At 53.9% G+C, this 15,891-nt stretch carries 16 protein-coding genes; 8 read left to right on the top strand and 8 right to left on the bottom strand.

Features of this window, described 5'->3' with window-relative positions; translation table 11 throughout:
• The first annotated feature begins 9 nt into the window (after positions 1-9).
• From ACR0BT_RS13175 to ACR0BT_RS13165, 3 genes are read left to right on the top strand one after another with little or no spacing between them, the layout of a single operon-like run.
• Positions 10-1,428: a gamma-aminobutyraldehyde dehydrogenase gene (locus ACR0BT_RS13175; protein WP_480763342.1), complete on the top strand. Its 1,419-nt coding sequence runs from the start codon at positions 10-12 to the stop codon at positions 1,426-1,428.
• The gene (locus tag ACR0BT_RS13170; protein WP_480763341.1) at positions 1,428-2,168 is read left to right on the top strand and encodes an SDR family NAD(P)-dependent oxidoreductase; all 741 of its coding nucleotides are present in this window, start codon (positions 1,428-1,430) and stop codon (positions 2,166-2,168) included. Before ACR0BT_RS13175 ends, ACR0BT_RS13170 begins: the two co-directional genes overlap by 1 nt.
• Complete coding sequence (locus ACR0BT_RS13165) at positions 2,168-3,100, top strand: 3-hydroxyacyl-CoA dehydrogenase NAD-binding domain-containing protein (RefSeq protein WP_480763340.1); 933 nt, start codon at positions 2,168-2,170, stop codon at positions 3,098-3,100. The genes ACR0BT_RS13170 and ACR0BT_RS13165 overlap by 1 nt, the downstream gene beginning before the upstream one ends.
• Here ACR0BT_RS13165 and ACR0BT_RS13160 read toward each other — a convergent pair.
• The 8 genes from ACR0BT_RS13160 to ACR0BT_RS13125 all read right to left on the bottom strand — a co-directional run bounded on the left by ACR0BT_RS13160 (position 3,078) and on the right by ACR0BT_RS13125 (position 11,187).
• Entirely contained in the window at positions 3,078-4,109 is a 1,032-nt protein-coding gene (locus ACR0BT_RS13160; RefSeq protein WP_480763339.1) for a GlxA family transcriptional regulator, read from the bottom strand. The genes ACR0BT_RS13165 and ACR0BT_RS13160 overlap by 23 nt on opposite strands.
• Before the next feature lie 755 nt (positions 4,110-4,864).
• Positions 4,865-5,506: a 3-oxo-tetronate 4-phosphate decarboxylase gene (gene otnC / locus ACR0BT_RS13155; RefSeq protein ID WP_480763338.1), complete on the bottom strand. Its 642-nt coding sequence runs from the start codon at positions 5,504-5,506 to the stop codon at positions 4,865-4,867.
• A complete protein-coding gene (otnK, locus tag ACR0BT_RS13150; protein WP_480763337.1) occupies positions 5,503-6,780 on the bottom strand; it encodes a 3-oxo-tetronate kinase in 1,278 nt (425 codons plus the stop codon). Before otnK ends, otnC begins: the two co-directional genes overlap by 4 nt.
• Positions 6,774-7,574, bottom strand: coding sequence for an N-acyl homoserine lactonase family protein (locus tag ACR0BT_RS13145; protein WP_223117479.1), 801 nt, complete (start codon positions 7,572-7,574; stop codon positions 6,774-6,776). The genes otnK and ACR0BT_RS13145 overlap by 7 nt, the downstream gene beginning before the upstream one ends.
• On the bottom strand, positions 7,571-7,858 hold the full coding sequence (locus ACR0BT_RS13140) for a putative quinol monooxygenase (protein ID WP_480763336.1): 288 nt from the start codon (positions 7,856-7,858) through the stop codon (positions 7,571-7,573). The genes ACR0BT_RS13145 and ACR0BT_RS13140 overlap by 4 nt, the downstream gene beginning before the upstream one ends.
• Positions 7,858-9,369, bottom strand: a complete 1,512-nt coding sequence (locus tag ACR0BT_RS13135; RefSeq protein WP_170638038.1) for a tripartite tricarboxylate transporter permease — start codon at positions 9,367-9,369, stop codon at positions 7,858-7,860. The genes ACR0BT_RS13140 and ACR0BT_RS13135 overlap by 1 nt, the downstream gene beginning before the upstream one ends.
• A 4-nt stretch (positions 9,370-9,373) precedes the next feature.
• Positions 9,374-10,123, bottom strand: coding sequence for a hypothetical protein (locus ACR0BT_RS13130; RefSeq protein WP_480763335.1), 750 nt, complete (start codon positions 10,121-10,123; stop codon positions 9,374-9,376).
• A 56-nt stretch (positions 10,124-10,179) separates the two neighbouring features.
• On the bottom strand, positions 10,180-11,187 hold the full coding sequence (locus ACR0BT_RS13125) for a tripartite tricarboxylate transporter substrate binding protein (protein WP_170423468.1): 1,008 nt from the start codon (positions 11,185-11,187) through the stop codon (positions 10,180-10,182).
• A gap of 135 nt (positions 11,188-11,322) precedes the next feature.
• Between ACR0BT_RS13125 and ACR0BT_RS13120 the strand changes: the two genes are divergently transcribed.
• The 5 genes from ACR0BT_RS13120 (at position 11,323) to ACR0BT_RS13100 (ending at position 15,868) form a co-directional block, all read left to right on the top strand.
• The gene (locus tag ACR0BT_RS13120; protein ID WP_480763334.1) at positions 11,323-12,411 is read left to right on the top strand and encodes an isocitrate/isopropylmalate dehydrogenase family protein; all 1,089 of its coding nucleotides are present in this window, start codon (positions 11,323-11,325) and stop codon (positions 12,409-12,411) included.
• On the top strand, positions 12,408-13,439 hold the full coding sequence (locus tag ACR0BT_RS13115) for a Gfo/Idh/MocA family protein (RefSeq protein WP_480763333.1): 1,032 nt from the start codon (positions 12,408-12,410) through the stop codon (positions 13,437-13,439). The genes ACR0BT_RS13120 and ACR0BT_RS13115 overlap by 4 nt, the downstream gene beginning before the upstream one ends.
• Before the next feature lie 59 nt (positions 13,440-13,498).
• Positions 13,499-14,113, top strand: coding sequence for a GntR family transcriptional regulator (locus ACR0BT_RS13110; protein ID WP_480763332.1), 615 nt, complete (start codon positions 13,499-13,501; stop codon positions 14,111-14,113).
• A 215-nt stretch (positions 14,114-14,328) separates the two neighbouring features.
• The gene (locus ACR0BT_RS13105; protein ID WP_480763331.1) at positions 14,329-15,429 is read left to right on the top strand and encodes an Acg family FMN-binding oxidoreductase; all 1,101 of its coding nucleotides are present in this window, start codon (positions 14,329-14,331) and stop codon (positions 15,427-15,429) included.
• Positions 15,419-15,868, top strand: coding sequence for a MarR family winged helix-turn-helix transcriptional regulator (locus tag ACR0BT_RS13100; protein WP_480763330.1), 450 nt, complete (start codon positions 15,419-15,421; stop codon positions 15,866-15,868). Before ACR0BT_RS13105 ends, ACR0BT_RS13100 begins: the two co-directional genes overlap by 11 nt.
• Positions 15,869-15,891 lie beyond the last annotated feature (23 nt).

The following is a 15,891-nucleotide window of genomic DNA, read 5'->3' as shown; positions in this document are numbered from 1 at the left end:
GAGACGCATATGCAGACGAACATGTTGATCAACGGCGAAATGGTTGAAGGCACCGGCGACGCCTTGAACATCCTGAACCCTGCAACAGGAGAGGTTATTGGTACCGCAAAAGAAGCCAGCGATGCACAGATCGAGGCGGCGGTGCGCGGCTCAGCAGAGGCATTTGAGACCTTTTCGGTTACGCCCCCTGCAGAACGCGCTGCAATCTTGCTTCAGATAGCTGATGTTATCGAGGCGAACAGCCATGAGTTGGCAGATCTTGAAAGCCTAGATGTGGGAAAACCCTGGCCATCGGCTCATGATGATGAAATGCCGCTGACGATTGATGTCTTTCGCTTTTTCGCCGGGGCTGCGCGCACCATGATGGGGTCTGCCTCTGGAGAGTATGTCGCGGGTCATACGTCGATGATCCGGCGCGACCCCATTGGCCCTGTCGCCGCCATCGCCCCTTGGAACTACCCGCTGATGATGGCGTCCTGGAAGATTGCTGCACCAATTGCGGCAGGATGTTCGGTGGTGTTGAAACCGTCCGAGATCACGCCGCTATCTACTCTGCGACTTGCAGAACTGTTACAAGATGTTCTGCCAAAAGGCGTGCTTAACGTGATCCATGGTCGCGGGCCCGGCGTGGGGAATGCCCTGATGAACAGCCCACAGATGGAAGGGATCAGTGTTACGGGTTCTCCGGCGACAGGCATGGCTGCAATGCGGGCTGCTTCCCAGAAAATTAAACACGTTCATCTGGAATTGGGCGGCAAGGCGCCAGTCATTGTCTTTGATGATGCTGATCTCGATGCTGTGGCCGAGACGATCCGATATGGCAGCTACTTCAATGCCGGTCAGGATTGCGCACAGCCTTGCCGCGTGATGGTTGCAGACAGTGTTTACGACAAACTTGTGGCCGCGATTGCCGGTCAGGTTGGCCAGATCCAAATCGGTGCACCGAAAGCTGAAGGAACGGAAATGGGCCCGCTTGTCTCTGCGGCTCAGCGGGATCGTGTAGCGGGTTTTGTTGATCGCGCACGCAGCAGCTCTGAAATCGTTTCCGGTGGGGCCTCTGGCGAAGAAGACGGCTTTTTCTACCAGCCGACAGTCATAGCCAATGTCGACAACACTGCAGAGATTGCCTGCAATGAGGTTTTTGGACCCGTTGTAACTGTCTCTCGTTTTTCTGAGGCAGAAGATGCGTTGAAGACCGCCAACAACGGACCTTACGGGTTGGCCTCATCGGTTTGGACACGAGATGTTGGGAGAGCAATGCAAATGACGTCCAAGTTGCGCTATGGATTCACCTGGGTAAACACGCATGGGATTGCGACCCCCGAGATGCCATGGGCCGCGATGAAGGGCTCAGGCACGGGCAGCGATATGTCGGTCTATGCGCTGGATGCTTACACCGCAGTCCGTCACGTTATGGTGGCACACTGATGCGGTTAGCTGGGAAACGCGCCTTTGTTACCGGCGGCAAACAGGGCATTGGTCGCGGCATCGTTGAGGCCTTCGCAGCCGAAGGTGCGGCTGTCGCCACCTGCGGGCGCGGCCCTAAGCCAGATGATCTACCGGATCACGTAGCATGGTATACGCTGGATGTATCCAATCCCGAAGCGGTTGCACGTACTGCCCGAACAATCGGCCTGGTAGATATCCTGGTAAACAACGCCGGCGTTCAGGTCGAAAAAACGGTGACCGAAAGCACAGACGCGGATTGGGATTTGGTGATGGGAGTAAACGCACGAGGCGTTTTTAACTGTTGCCGCGCCTTTATTCCGAAAATGTCTCAGGGTGGTTCGATCATCAACATTGGTTCGATCTCGGGCAATGCCGCTGACCCATCGATGGCGCTCTACAATGCTTCAAAAGCCTTTGTGCATGGGCTTACACGCTCTATCGCGGTGGACCATGGACCTGCGGTGCGCTGCAATGCAATCTGCCCGGGATGGATTGAGACGGGCATGCTGGACGCAGCATTCGAACTCGCCAATGACCCAGAAAAGGCTAGATCAGACGCGCTGGCACGCCATGCGGTCAAACGCTTTGGTAAGCCCGTAGACATTGCTGCGATGGCTGTTTGGCTAGCTTCTGACGAGTCGTCTTTTGCGACTGGCCAACTGTTCACTGTGGACGGTGGTATGACAGCGGCCTCCCCCCTGAATCCGGGACTGTTCTGATGTCGGAAATCGAAAGAACCGCCATTCTCGGAGCCGGTGTCATCGGGGCAAGCTGGGCAGCGCTGTTCCTCGCGTCGGGTCGCAGTGTGACTGTATTTGATCCCGATCCGAACGCTGAGGCATCCGTCCGTAAATACATTGAAATGGCGTGGCCTGCGTTGGAAGAATTGGGCCAAGTTGGCCACGCCACCCGAGATGCGATCACCTTTGCACCGACCGCAGCTGAGGCCGTGCGAAACGCGCAGTTCATTCAGGAGAATGTGCCCGAGCGGTTGCCGATCAAACATTCCACCTATGCGGAAGTTGAGCCAGAGTTGAGCGCTGATGCAATAGTTTCAAGCTCAACATCCGGCCTAACACTCGAGGCTCTCCAACAGGGATGGCGCGATCCGGGTAAGCTCATCTTAGGTCATCCGTTCAACCCGCCACATCTCATTCCGCTGGTCGAGTTGACAGCGAACGACGCCACCGGTTCAGATGTTCTGAACCGAACAGAGACGTTCTACGAAGACCTGGGCAAAGTCACGATCCGGATCAAGAAGGGCATGCCCGGACACGTCGCAAACCGCTTACAAGCTGCAGTATGGCGCGAGGCCGTCCATATGGCGATTGAAGGCGTTGCCAGTGTCGAAGACATCGATAAAGCGATGTGGGCCGGCCCCGGATTGCGGTGGGCCGCGATGGGTCCGACGACGCTTTTCCACCTGGGTGCAGGCGACGGCGGTCTGCGGGCCTTCTGTGACCATTTCAAGGATACATTCAATGGCTGGTGGGATGACCTGGGCAACCCTCGTCTTGATGAGGATGTAATCAATAAACTGGTCGATGGCATTAACGATCAAACTCAGGGGCAAAGTACCGAAGAGTTATCAGCGCAACGCGACAAGATGCTTACGGCGATGCAAAAAGCTACCCAACACCTTCGGACTTAATATCAGGCTTGAACATTGGCCACGCGCGGAACTCGAATGGAGTACGGCCTTCAATACGGTCTGCAGTTGGTGTGAGGCCAAAACGGCTTCGATATGCCCGGCTGAAATGAACTTGCCCGTTAAATCCTGATGCTTCTGCAATCTCGCTGAATTTCAACTCTGTTTGGGTTACTAGTCCACGCGCGCGATCAAGGCGTATGTCACGGTAGTACTCGATCGGCGACTTCTGGACATATTGCCGAAACAATCTGCTAAGTTGTCGTTGCGAAATCTTCAACCTCGCTGATATTTCAGGGATCGACAAAGTGGCTTCCAAATGTGCCTCCATCAAGTCGATCGCGTCCCTTACCACCCCAGAGGTGACATACCCCAGTGGCTCCACGTCTTTGGGGTTCTGTGATTGGCCCTCACCGCGTACATTGTGATGAAAAAGATATCGCGCAGATGCATTGGCGATACTCTCACCATCGACAGAGTGCACAAACCGCAAACCCAGATCAGTCGCTGCGGAACCCCCGCAACAAGTGAACATCTTTCCATCCATAACAATCATGTTCTCTGACACTGTGGTATCATGGGCCATTTCAGCAAAGGCATCGATGTGCTCATAGTGAACCGTCGCTGTCTTGCCTTTAAGCAGTCCAGCAGCCGAAAGAACAATCGCACCAGTATCCAAGCCGCCAACGATTGCTCCGCACGCCTCCCACTTCTGAAGGGCCACCTTAAACTGAGATGTTCCGTGACGTTCAGGTGACCAACTTGTACTCACCAGAACCAACCAGGGCTTGCGCCCCGTCACGGCCGCCAATGGGTCAGTGTCAACGACAAGGCCGCTGCTAGACTCAACTGGTCCACCGAGGTCCGAGACATAGGTCCAAGAAAATCGAGCCGAACCTGTCAGGTAATTGGCTATTCTGAAAGGATCCACGAAAGACGTAGTCGCCGAAACATTGAAATGCGGACTCACCAGGACAACGATATCTAACTTGCGATCAATTGGATGGATCATGGCCGATTCTGTAAAATGGCGTCCAAAATTGTCAATAATGAACTTATCACTGGTTCAAAAAAGTCCAATTACTAAGGCAAACACAGCATAAACAAGGGGAAAATACCGGGGAAGATCAGCGCTCATTAAGTTTCTGAAATCCAAAAACCGACATTCGTTCTACCGCGGCGAAAGTCCGTTTTGGCCGCTAGAAACTTAGTGTTGTTGCGAGACAAAGAGATCACAATTCGGGATTCCGCGTCCAAGCGCAGTCATATCAATCTTTCACAGGCCAAAGCTTCTGATTTGCAAGGCATTCTGCAAGGCTCACATCATTAGCGCCAACCCATCAAATCTTAACTGGTCTCCCATCCGCCTGGATCATCTCATCACCGCCTGAGAGGCCTTCAACAATTACGCTACTTGTGGCTGTTTCGATTGCTGTTCCATCGACTAAGCACACGTAATTCATCTTGTTCGGATTGTTTGTGCTTATGCTGGCTAATGCAAGCGGAACGCCTTCTAGCAAGGCCTGGTCGTCGAAAAGAACCAGCTACTTGCCCCGCCATAATAGTCACCCGCTGTCGTCGATACCTCTAAAGGGTAGAGGACATAGTTATCAGTACCGTCTATAGTGGTGAACGTGGCCTTATAAAAAACTCGTTCTCCGCCAATCGTTTGCTGGGTTGTATCGCTTGAGATCTGCTGAGGTAAGTCACCGGATAACTTTGCACGATTTGCCCGATAGTTTGCACACGCACCATTTTGGTGCCAGATCAAATCCTTCCGAAAGTCTCTTTGAGTTCTGCGACTTGTTCTGCATCCAGTAGGCGGGTTGGCAGGCCGCGCAGTGTCACGAGCAGCTTGGCTGTTTCTTCTAACTCTTCTGCTGCAGAGACCGTTGAAAACAGATCCTCTCCCGATACGACGGGACCGTGATTGGCCAACAGAACCGCACTATATTTGCCATCCAGATCGCGGATCAAATCACCGGACGTCGGGTCGCCCGGCTTGACGTATGGAACCAGTTTGACTGTGCCGACACGCATAACCACATATGGCGTAAGCGGTGGAATACAGTCGTCAGGATCGGTGTCTTCCAGACAAGACAGTGCAGTGGCCCAGGTCGAATGCAGATGCACCACTGCACCAGCTTCTGGCCGCGTCTCATAAAAGGCTTTGTGCAGAAAGACCTCCTTGGTCGGCTTGTCGCCGGAGACGTGGTTGCCATTCAAATCAATCTTGGCGATGCGCTCGGGGTCGATATCGCCCAAGGTCGTATTCGTTGGCGTCATGAGGATGCCGTCGTGCAGACGAGCAGAGACGTTGCCCGCAGTGCCGACGGAAAATCCGCGCGCAAACAGAGATGCACACAGGTCCGACATCTGCTTTCGCAGCGCCTGTTCTTCGGAACTCATTTGCCAACCTCCATCATTCTGAGGGCCTCAGCGAAGAAGTCAGGAGCGCCAAAGTTTCCAGACTTTAGAGCCAGCGCAATGGGTTTAGTTTTTCCAACGCTCAGGACTGGTACGCCCGGGTCAATCTCTGGCCCAATTGACATGGCCGGTGACCCCAGTGCCTCAGAGACAGCCTTGGCGACAGCTCCCGACGTCTCCCCTCCGGCAACCACCAATCGCTTGTAGCTCTTCTGAACAAGCTCGCGCGCGGTATCTGCAAAGAGATTGTCCAGCTTTTCCGCCACGGCTTCTTGGCCAAATTGACCTTGTACCGCGCGCACATCATCCGGGCTTCCCGATGAATAGGCGAGCGGTGCCTGACCCGGATGCGTTTCAAAGAAATCCAGAAGCGTTTGCATAGTCACATCCCCGGACATAACACCCGGAACGTCAATGGCGAAGGTCGGATGGGATTTCGCATGAACATCGATCTGACCACGGGTCGCACCTGAGCAAGACCCTGCAAGGATAGCGGCGGGCCCAGCGATACCTGTGAATACACCGCCAGCACTTTTGGACGAAGCTTTTCTGACGAAGTTCTTGGGTAGCCCCAGCGCTATCCCAGATCCCCCAGTAATGAGCTGGGCATCCTTCAGAGCCTCGCCCCAGGCCAGCAAATCCTCGTCCGAAATCGCATCACCGATCACAAAGCGTTCGTCGACGTTCCGCAAAGCAGTAGCAATCGCCTCTGGTCCTTGCGTCACGGCGTCAATTGAAACCAACCCAACCGCTTCTTGGATCTGATACTGCAACCAACGCTTGATGTCGGCATCCGTCATCGGAGTGAGAGGGTGATTTTCCATCCCGGACTCGTTCAACAGCTTGCCGAGCACAAATAGATGGCCGTGATAGATGGTGCGCCCCGTTGTCGGAAAGGCCGGACAGAAAACCACCTTTTGCGCGCCCAGTTCGTTGGCCAACGCTTCCGCAACCGGGCCGATATTTCCCTGCCTAGTGGAGTCAAAGGTCGAGCAATACTTGAAGATGAACTGGCGGCATCCTTGATCTTTAAGCCATCGCAGGGCTCGCAGGCTGTCCGCAACAGATTCTTCGACAGGTGCAGTGCGGATCTTGAGTGAGACGACACCCGCTTCGATCTCTTTGTCGGCCGGGGTATCCGGAATACCTGGAAACTGCGCGGTTCTTAATCCACCTTCCGGCTCGACGCCCTTTGCCAAGGTGTTCGCAATGTCGCTCGCACCAGTGAAATCGTCCGCTATGACGCCGATTAGCATATCTTAATGTCCTTCGTCGGCCCTGGATCCAGCCTATGGATGTGCGGTGCTGCTCCGACGGGAAAAATCTCGCGCACAAGTGGATCATGGCCGGGCACGATAAGTCGAGGATGTGAGGCCAACCTCTCTAGGGTCTTGAAACCATCCATCATGTCCTGCAAATCGACAACGATGGGAAAAGCTTTTCGCGCCATGAAATTCTCGTAGTAATGCGAGGCATCCGAGGCCAGAACCATCCACCCGGCTGCTGTTCTTACACGAACACATTGCAACCCCCGCGAATGCCCGCCGATACAGTGTACGGTCACCCCATCTGCTATCTCGGCCTCTCCGTCGTAGAACACGACCTTGCCTGTATAGAGGCGCTTTACGACCTCGCAGATATGGCCCGCCGAGAAAGGCGCGCGTAAGTGGTCGTGGCACATGCAGGGACCTGTGGCGAAGGCCATTTCCGCCGATTGCATGTGCAACTTCGCATTTGGGAACATATGCAGCCCCCCAGCGTGGTCATAATGGAGATGGGTCACGATAACCTCGGTCACCGCTTCAGGCATGATGTCTAATGGGCGCAAAGCCTCGCGTGGGTCCATCGCAATGGGACGACCACGGGCGGCTGCCTCGTCGCCGTCGTATCCGGTATCGACCAGTATAACTTTGTTGCCACGCTTGAGCACCCAAACGAAATAGTCCATCGCGTGAGGTGCATCGTGATTGTCATCCAATATGAAGCTGTCGCGTCGAGTGCGGGCATTGCGATCCGCGTATTTCACGGCGTGAATTTCCCAATCGTTCATCGGATGACCTCGGAATACTGGTGAACAGTCTTGGTGGCGATCATATCAGCCACAGCCGTATCGAAGGACTGGAAATGCGCGCTTTCCAGGTGGGCGGAGAAGGCCACGCTGTCATGATAAACCTCATAGAGAAAAACTGTCTCGGGATCGTCGCCGAGGCAAACGTCAAACTGCTGGCATCCGGGTTCTTCACGCAAAGAGGTTGAAGCGTTTTCGACCATTAGCGGCAAAAAGGTTTCTCTCGTACCGGGCTTGAGAGTGAAGGTAACGGTAACCACAAACATCAGACGGAAAGTCCTTTCAGACGTGAGAAAGCGCGCTTTGCCACAGGCAGTTGGCTGAGGATCAGACCAACGTTGAGCACAAGTAGAATGGCCGCACCGGGTCGCGAAAAGAAGACAGAAAGATCCCCGTCCGACAAGAACAGCGATCGGCGGAAAGTTTCGTCAAACAGGCTTCCCAGTATAACCCCAATGACCAATGGAGCGATTGGGTACTTCATCAGGTTCATAAAATAGGCGACGGCGCCGACACCAAGCATCAGGTAGAGATCATTGATGCCACCACCGACGCTGAAGGACCCGATTGTTGTCAGAACCATCACAACCGGCAAGAAGATGGTCTGCGGTATGGCGAGTATTTTGATAAAGACCCGAGCAGTGAACAGGCCCATCAAGAACATAGTCAGGGATGCCAGCACTAGGATTGCGACTACGCGCAGAATGATCTCGGGGTCTATCGTGGGGCCCGGGATCACGTTGTTGATCTTGAAAGCCCCCATCAAAGCCGCGGCGGGTGGCGAACCGGGAATGCCCAAAACCAAAAGCGGGATTAGCGCGCCCCCAATGCAGGCGTTGTTTGCTGTTTCAGAGCATAGCAGACCTTCCAATGAACCTTTTCCGAACTTGTCGCCCTCGGCAGATACGGTCTTGCCGACACCGTAGCTGACCCAACCGGCGACATCTTCGCCCACGCCAGGAAGCGCTCCCACCCCGGTCCCAATTACCCCTGAACGGCCTATGGTCGGCAGGTAGCGTCGAATAGAGCGAAGGTTTGGAAGAATACGGCCCTTCAGTGCCAGAACTTTCCCGGCTTCAACATGCCTTAGACCGTCGATGATTTGAGGTATCGCAAAAGCCCCCATCAAAACGGGCACAACCTGAAACCCGCTCAATAAGTAAGACCAGCCGAAAGTATAGCGCGGCTCAGACAGAAGCGGATCGAGCCCTACCATAGACATTGCAAGCCCGATCAGACCGGCGATCCATCCCTTGATCACCAGATCCTCGCTCATAAGTGTGCCAGATAGAAGGATGCCAAACAAAGCCAAGAGTGCTTTTTCCGGACTCGCGATGTTCTTCGAAACCAAAAGCAGTGCCCAGACAAAAATCAAAAGCGTGATCGTCCCGATAACCGTACCGATAAAGCTGGCCGTTGTGGTCAGACCAAGTGCTTCGCCCCCTCGACCTGCTTTGGCCAGAGGGTAGCCATCCATGGCCGTCGCCGCGCTGGCTGCTGTGCCAGGTATGTTCAGCAGAATAGACGGGTAAGAGCCGCCGTAAATCGCGCCGACATAGGCCCCGAGCAAAGCGATAAGCGAATAGTCCAATGGGATCTTGTTGCCGAAAAATCCCGTCAGGATCGTCACTGCCAGCGTTGCGGTCAGGCCGGGCAATGCGCCGAACGTGATGCCTAGGAACACGGAAGCAATCAAATACAGATAGGTCAGCGGGTCCACTGCCAGACCAACGAATGCGGTCCCAAACCCAGCCAGTTGCGAAAGGATAAAGTCCATCCGGTCAGTCTTTCCATAACGGACGAAGCGTCACGTAGTAGTGGTATTCGATTTGCTTGAAGATCAGCCCCCCGCGCGCGGGCACGTTCTGTCGGAAAATAAAGGCCATCGCGCAGACGAGGATCAGCGGGGCCAGTATTGCGACGACTGGCACAAACCGCAAAACGCGTTCAGAAGCCGATTTGATCAACACCACAAGTGATAGCGAGACCCATAGGGCCAGTGTAAACCAATCATCACCGTGTGCATTCCATTCCGCCTGCGCGGGAAACACGGCGAACGCAAAAACCCCGGCAGAAACAACTGCGATACAGGCTACCAAAGCACGCCGCGCGTGACCGCCGTAGTAGCCGTAAGTCAAAGCTGTAATCAGTAACCCCGAGCACAATATGAAGTCCACTCTGGGAACCAGCCCGACGACGTATGCAAGAAGGATCAGGCCTATTGTTGTTGCTCGATAGGCTTCCGACTTATCCCATCCAATCCCCAAAGCCGTGAGTGCGTTCTGGGCTCCACCTGAGCGGATCGAATTAGCCAGCAAGACGAAGGACAACACAAGCAATCCACAGAAGATGAACAACGGTACAATTGCAGCCGAGTTGTACCAGTCCGACCCACTTACACCTGCGCGGTTTTCACCCCAAAGTGGGATGTCCAACGTCTTCCAAAGGAAAAAGACGGACACTGTTATTAGAACAATCGCAGCCCAGAAATCGCGGGTCCGCATGACCAGTGTTTCGTCGATTTTGTCCATGCCTGCCTCCTAGAGGAAAGGGCGCGATCAGACGCGCCCTTCCAAAGTTGATCGGATTAGGGCTTCTCGATACCCAGCGAGGCTGGATCGACCGTGGCAGCGCCCAAATCTTGCAAGGTATAGGCAAAAGTAGCCTCAAGGTTCGCAAACAATTCTTGAGCTTCTTCGCCGTGTTGACCACCGACATCATAATTGTTTGCCTCAGCCCATTCAGCGACGGTATCGGATGCAATCGCCTGCTCGAACGCTTCGCCGAGGGCCGCCTTCACATCATCTCCAGCCGAGCTGTGAACGGCAAATCCGATGGCTTGTTTTAGTGGCAGATACTTGTCGAGACCGTCATAGATGCCAAAGGCAGATGGCACTGTAGCTCCGGCAATCTGCGCATCTTCCGGTGTCAACATCGCAAGTGGCTTCAACTGTCCGCCTTCGATCAAAGGAGCTTGTTCAGCCAGCGAAGTCACAACCAACGCAACCTCACCTGCTATCGCCGCTTCCTGCCCGGGCGCTGAGCCTTTGTATGGAACAAACTTGAACTCTGCACCGGACCCTTTCTCGATGGCGAGAAGATTCAAGTGGTGGATCGAACCCGCGCCGGACGCGGCAGCGGGAATAGTGCCAGGAGCGGCTTTGGCAGCGTCGACCAGTTCTTCCAGAGTATTGTAAGGGCTGTCCGCCGGAACCGAGATCAGATCGGGTGATCCGCCAACAATAAACGGATACCAAAAGTCAAATTTCTTATCCCAACCACCCTGCACAGCAGCGGTGACGTTCGATTCAGACAGACCAACCAGTGTATAGCCATCGTCTGGTTGGTTCATGACGTAGACCATGCCGTTGGAGCCTGCGACCCCACCGGTTTGGTTGATCACATTGATCGAGACTGGAAGGTGTTTTTCCATTTCGGCCATGATCATTCGGTTGATCGTGTCCGTGCCGCCACCGGCCCCCCAGACCACAGCTGTGGTGATATCACGGTAAGGGTAATCCTGCGCGGTAGCAGCCCCTGAAATCCCGGTTGCAATCACGGCTGCGGCCGCCAACTGCCCTAGCTTCAGTTTCATTTCCAAGTCCTCCCAAACATCTTTGCGTTTATTATTGCATTTATTTGCGTATACATTAAAGAATGCGTTGTCAACGGACTGTAGTGAAAGCTGCTATCGCGCTATGAATGCGAAACGGGAAGGAAGCGGGCTAAGATGAAGAAAAGTTATGATGTGGCAGTGTTCCACGGGGACGGAATCGGCCCGGAAATTATGGCCCCTACGCTTGAAATTCTGCGTCAGCTCTCGCGCGGCGGTCCTTCCTACGAACTGGTGTTTACAGACGCTCCGGCGGGCGCAGCCCACTACGCCAAAACTGGAGAATCGTTTCCGACTGGTTCACTTGAAACTGCACGCAAGGCTGATGCGATTCTGCTATCTGCAATGGGTTTGCCGGATGTTCGCTACCCTGACGGAACCGAGATTTCACCACAGATCGACCTGCGGAAGCAACTGGGACTTTTCGCTGGTGTAAGACCAGTAAAGGTAAACAGCGGACAAATGACCCCCTTGGCGCTGCCTCCCGGAAAAGAGATCGACTTTGTCTTGATACGCGAAAGCACAGAAGGACTGTTCTTCACCCAAGGCGCTGGAGAAGTTACCGAACACGAAGCACGTGAAACTCTGCTGATCACTCGTGAGGTTTCCGAAAAACTGTTCCGGTTTGCGTTTGAACTCGCCCAGAACCGCAAAAGAACCGGGCGCGGTCGGGGTCGAGTTACATGTGTCGACAAAGCCAATGTATTCCGCGCCTTTGCGTTCTTCAGATCGATGTTTGATGCAGAAGCTGCAAACCATCCCGAATTGCAGGCAGACCATGCTTATGTTGATGCCACTGCGCTTTGGATGGTGCAGAAGCCTTGGGAATTCGATGTTTTGGTGACTGAAAACATGTTCGGCGACATCCTTTCTGACCTTGGCGCCGGCCTTATGGGCGGTCTTGGATTGGCTCCTTCAGCAGATATCGGGTTGAACCACGCCGTGTTCCAACCCTGTCACGGCTCTGCTCCGGACATTGCGGGACAAGACATCGCCAATCCTTTCGCGATGATCCTGTCTGCAGCAATGATGCTTGAATGGTTAGGGTTGACCCATAATCATCCAGAACTGTCCAAAGATGGCGAACGTTTACGGGAAGCCGTGGAAAAGGTGACTGAGAGCGGTCAAAACCTGACGCGTGACCTAGGTGGCACAGCCGGAACGCAGGACGCAGCCTCATCGGTATTGGAAGCATTGCTGGCATGAATACTCAACAAGCCATCACGGTCGCGTGCGTAGGTGCGGGGTATTTCAGCAAGTTCCACTACGAAAGCTGGTCTCGAATGCCCGGAGCGGTTCCGATTGCATCCTGCAACCGTGACATCAAAAAGGCGAAAGAAACAGGACTGGCCGCTTACGATGATCTATCAAAAATGCTGGAGGCGGAACAACCAGATCTCGTGGACATCATCCTTCCGCCTGTTGCGCAGGCCGATGCCATCCGAACGGCGCTGCACTCTGGAATAAAGTGGTTGATCTGCCAAAAACCTTTCTGCATGTCGTTGCATGAAGCTGAGAAAATTGTTTCAGAGGCCGAAGCGGTAGGAGCAACTATTGTTGTACACGAGAACTTTCGCTTTCAACCTTGGTATCGCGCGATCAAAGAGGCGATGACCGAGGGTCGAATTGGTACACCTCTACAAGCTACTTTCCGGCTTCGGCCTGGCGACGGACAAGGACCACGCGCCTATCTTGACCGGCAGCCGTATTTTCAGGACATGCCGCGTTTCCTGGTTCATGAAACAGCAGTTCACTGGGTAGACACATTCCGATTCTTGTTCGATGCGCCCAGCGCAGTTTATGCGGACTTGCGCCAAGTGAACCCCATTATCGCGGGTGAGGATGCCGGCTATATCCTGCTTGATCATCCCAACGGTTTGAAAGCTCTGTTCGATGGGAACAGATGTCTTGACCACAGCGCCAAAAACCTGCGTCAAACTATGGGTGAAGCCCTCATTGAAGGAACAACAGGATCATTGGTTCTTAACGGCGATGGTTCAGTTGAACTCCGCGCTTTTGGAAAGCAGGCGCAGCAGCAAATTCTACGTCCAAGCGATCATAATGGATTTGGCGGCGATTGCGTCCACGCCTTGCAAAGTCACGTCGTTTCAGGCCTTGTAAAGGGCACGCCGCTGGAAAACACGGCTCGAGACTATTTGGACGTGATCCGCATCGAAGAGAGCATCTATCTCTCGGCTGCGGAAGGACGAAAGATCAACCTGGAGACGCCGTGAAGGGTCAAGACGCAAAAACTCTTTCCAATACGCAACGCGCCGTCAGGGATTTGCGGCAGATGATCCTGTCCGGCGAACTTGCAGCCGGAACGGACCACCTGGAGTCGGAACTCGCCGAAACCCTTGGTATGTCCCGCACCCCGATACGGGAAGCCGCGCTCATGTTGGAAAGCAAGGGGTTGCTGGAAATGCGGCCCCGCAAAGGCGTGCGGATACTGCCGGTTTCATCAGACGATATGCGTGAAATCTACGACATCCTGACGGAGCTCGAGAGCCTCGCTGCACAACGCGCTGCCGAAGCGGGTTATTCAGAAGATGAACTTTCGGTACTTGCTGGGTCAATTGCGAAGATGGACCGAGCCATCGAATCCGAAGATCTTGAAGCCTGGGCCGAGGCCGATGAGTTGTTTCATCAAGAGCTCGTTCGGTTGGGCGGCAACAAACGGGTCGAAGCGATTGTCGCCATGATGAGCGACCAGGTGCGCCGCGCGCGCGCAACGACCTTGTTCATCAGACCCCTGCCCGTCAAATCCAATGAAGATCATCGGGTTGTTTTCCAAGCGATTAGTGAAGGTCGTCATGATGTCGCCCGTGAACGTCATCGAGAACACAGGCTGCAAGCCAAGGCTATGCTTTGCGAGATACTCGAAAAGCATCGGCTCAACAGCCTCTGATCTTCTCGTATCCGGCCATTAATCATCTAAAGTAACTGCTGATTTCCGGTACTAAAGGCGCTCCGAATACTTGTCGATAACGGCAACCCGCAGTTGCCTCCGGCTGCTCTGATTTTCTTTTTTCTAGTCGCTCAAACAATCACTGCATCGATTGGGGTTGAAATAGTACGATTTCGTATTAATTTAGTTCGATATCGTACTATTGGAGAGTCAAGATGCCAAACCGAAGACGTTTTCTCAAGATTCTAGGCGGAGGCACAATACTGGCGGCAACGGGCGCGGCTGGGTTTCTCACGACACGTACGCCCCATGAAGCTTTAGCTCCGTGGACGCCAAAACCGTATGATGACCCACGCAAGGCTGCTTTGTCCTACGCAATTCTCGCCCCCAATCCGCACAATTTGCAACCTTGGCTGATCGAGTTGGTTGGGCAAGACAAAGTGCGCATCCACCGTGATCCTGAACGTGAGCTTCCTGAAACCGATCCTTACCACCGCCAGCTCTATATTGGCCTCGGCGCATTTGTTGAGACGATGGTTCTGGCAGCAGGTGCACAGGGGTTTGATACAGAGGTCGAGTTACTGCCAGGTGGGAATGACGGACCTATCGCAGAAGCGATGTTTGTATTTGGCGGGGCATCCGATCCACTCTCAGATCAAATCCTCAAACGGCATTCCAACAAAGAACCGTACACAGAACAGCGCCTCTCTGCCGATCAAGTGTCTACGCTTGGCAACTATGCAACTTTGATTACCGATGAAGATTTGGTGGTTCGTATTCGAGACCTCACGAAACGCGCTTTTGAAATCGAAATGCGAACACCGCAGACCTTGAAAGAATCCGTGGACCTCATGCGGATCGGGAAAGGAGAAATCAACGCCAACCCGGACGGGATTGAGTTACGCGATCCGTTTCTGGAAACGCTGCGACTTACTGGCCTATTAGACAACGAGACCCTGATGAACGTTGACCACCCAGGCACTCAATCACACATGCGAGGATACTTCGCCATGCTAGATGCGACGCCGCAATACGCAGTCCTCGCGACAGCCACAAATACGCGAAGCGATCAACTTGATGCAGGACGTCAGTTGATGCGTTTCTACCTGAAGACAACCGAAATGGGCCTAGGCGTTCATCCGGTCAGCCAGGCACTTCAAGAGTATCCTGAGATGGCCGATGAGTACGCTCTGGCGCATGAGCTTCTTGCGTCACCGGGCCACACGGTGCAAATGTTGCTGCGTTTGGGGTATGGACCTGAACCAATTCCCACACCACGCTGGCCGCTGGAGACACGAATTCTGAATGAAGCCTGAAGATGAGACCAACGAAGTTTACCGGTTCTTCACCGAGGTCGGGATCATCAATCAGTTGATCTCGACCAAGTTGGAAGCGTTCTTGCCTGGTAGAATGACGGCGACTCAATTCGGAATTTTGGGCCATCTGGTACGGCGTCCCGAGGGTGAAACTCCACAGCAACTTTCGAACGCGTTTCAAGTGCCTAAAACTTCGATGACGCACATACTCTCCAGTCTTGAAAATCATGACCTGGTTACTCTTGAAGCCAACCCCAATGACAAACGTTCGAAAATTGCTCGGCCTACACCGCAAGGCGCGGAGTTTTTGAAAGCTTGTATGGAGCGGATGTCGGAATCCCTGGCTCCAGTTTTGTCCGAAATCGGGCCTGAACCATTCCATGAATCATTGCCTAAACTGACGCTCATACGCGAAACTTTGGACAGCGAGCGCGACTAGCCGAAACCTGCGCCAGCCGAAGC

It is taken from the genome of Ruegeria sp. CJ6 (assembly GCF_056536665.1).
The sequence above is the reverse complement of the archived record's forward strand: the minus strand, read 5'-3'. Positions and strand labels throughout refer to the sequence as shown.

Excerpts from the sequence above, each read along its gene's own strand:
- ACR0BT_RS13140 (WP_480763336.1), bottom strand. The coding sequence starts at position 7,858 with ATGTTTGTGGTTACCGTTACCTTCACTCTCAAGCCCGGTACGAGAGAA.
- ACR0BT_RS13110 (WP_480763332.1), top strand. The coding sequence starts at position 13,499 with ATGATCCTGTCCGGCGAACTTGCAGCCGGAACGGACCACCTGGAGTCG.
- ACR0BT_RS13115 (WP_480763333.1), top strand. The coding sequence starts at position 12,408 with ATGAATACTCAACAAGCCATCACGGTCGCGTGCGTAGGTGCGGGGTAT.
- ACR0BT_RS13125 (WP_170423468.1), bottom strand. The coding sequence starts at position 11,187 with ATGAAACTGAAGCTAGGGCAGTTGGCGGCCGCAGCCGTGATTGCAACC.
- ACR0BT_RS13145 (WP_223117479.1), bottom strand. The coding sequence starts at position 7,574 with ATGAACGATTGGGAAATTCACGCCGTGAAATACGCGGATCGCAATGCC.
- ACR0BT_RS13130 (WP_480763335.1), bottom strand. The coding sequence starts at position 10,123 with ATGGACAAAATCGACGAAACACTGGTCATGCGGACCCGCGATTTCTGG.
- ACR0BT_RS13170 (WP_480763341.1), top strand. The coding sequence starts at position 1,428 with ATGCGGTTAGCTGGGAAACGCGCCTTTGTTACCGGCGGCAAACAGGGC.
- ACR0BT_RS13160 (WP_480763339.1), bottom strand. The coding sequence starts at position 4,109 with ATGATCCATCCAATTGATCGCAAGTTAGATATCGTTGTCCTGGTGAGT.
- ACR0BT_RS13135 (WP_170638038.1), bottom strand. The coding sequence starts at position 9,369 with ATGGACTTTATCCTTTCGCAACTGGCTGGGTTTGGGACCGCATTCGTT.
- otnK (WP_480763337.1), bottom strand. The coding sequence starts at position 6,780 with ATGCTAATCGGCGTCATAGCGGACGATTTCACTGGTGCGAGCGACATT.
- ACR0BT_RS13165 (WP_480763340.1), top strand. The coding sequence starts at position 2,168 with ATGTCGGAAATCGAAAGAACCGCCATTCTCGGAGCCGGTGTCATCGGG.
- ACR0BT_RS13100 (WP_480763330.1), top strand. The coding sequence starts at position 15,419 with ATGAAGCCTGAAGATGAGACCAACGAAGTTTACCGGTTCTTCACCGAG.
- ACR0BT_RS13175 (WP_480763342.1), top strand. The coding sequence starts at position 10 with ATGCAGACGAACATGTTGATCAACGGCGAAATGGTTGAAGGCACCGGC.
- ACR0BT_RS13105 (WP_480763331.1), top strand. The coding sequence starts at position 14,329 with ATGCCAAACCGAAGACGTTTTCTCAAGATTCTAGGCGGAGGCACAATA.
- otnC (WP_480763338.1), bottom strand. The coding sequence starts at position 5,506 with ATGAGTTCCGAAGAACAGGCGCTGCGAAAGCAGATGTCGGACCTGTGT.
- ACR0BT_RS13120 (WP_480763334.1), top strand. The coding sequence starts at position 11,323 with ATGAAGAAAAGTTATGATGTGGCAGTGTTCCACGGGGACGGAATCGGC.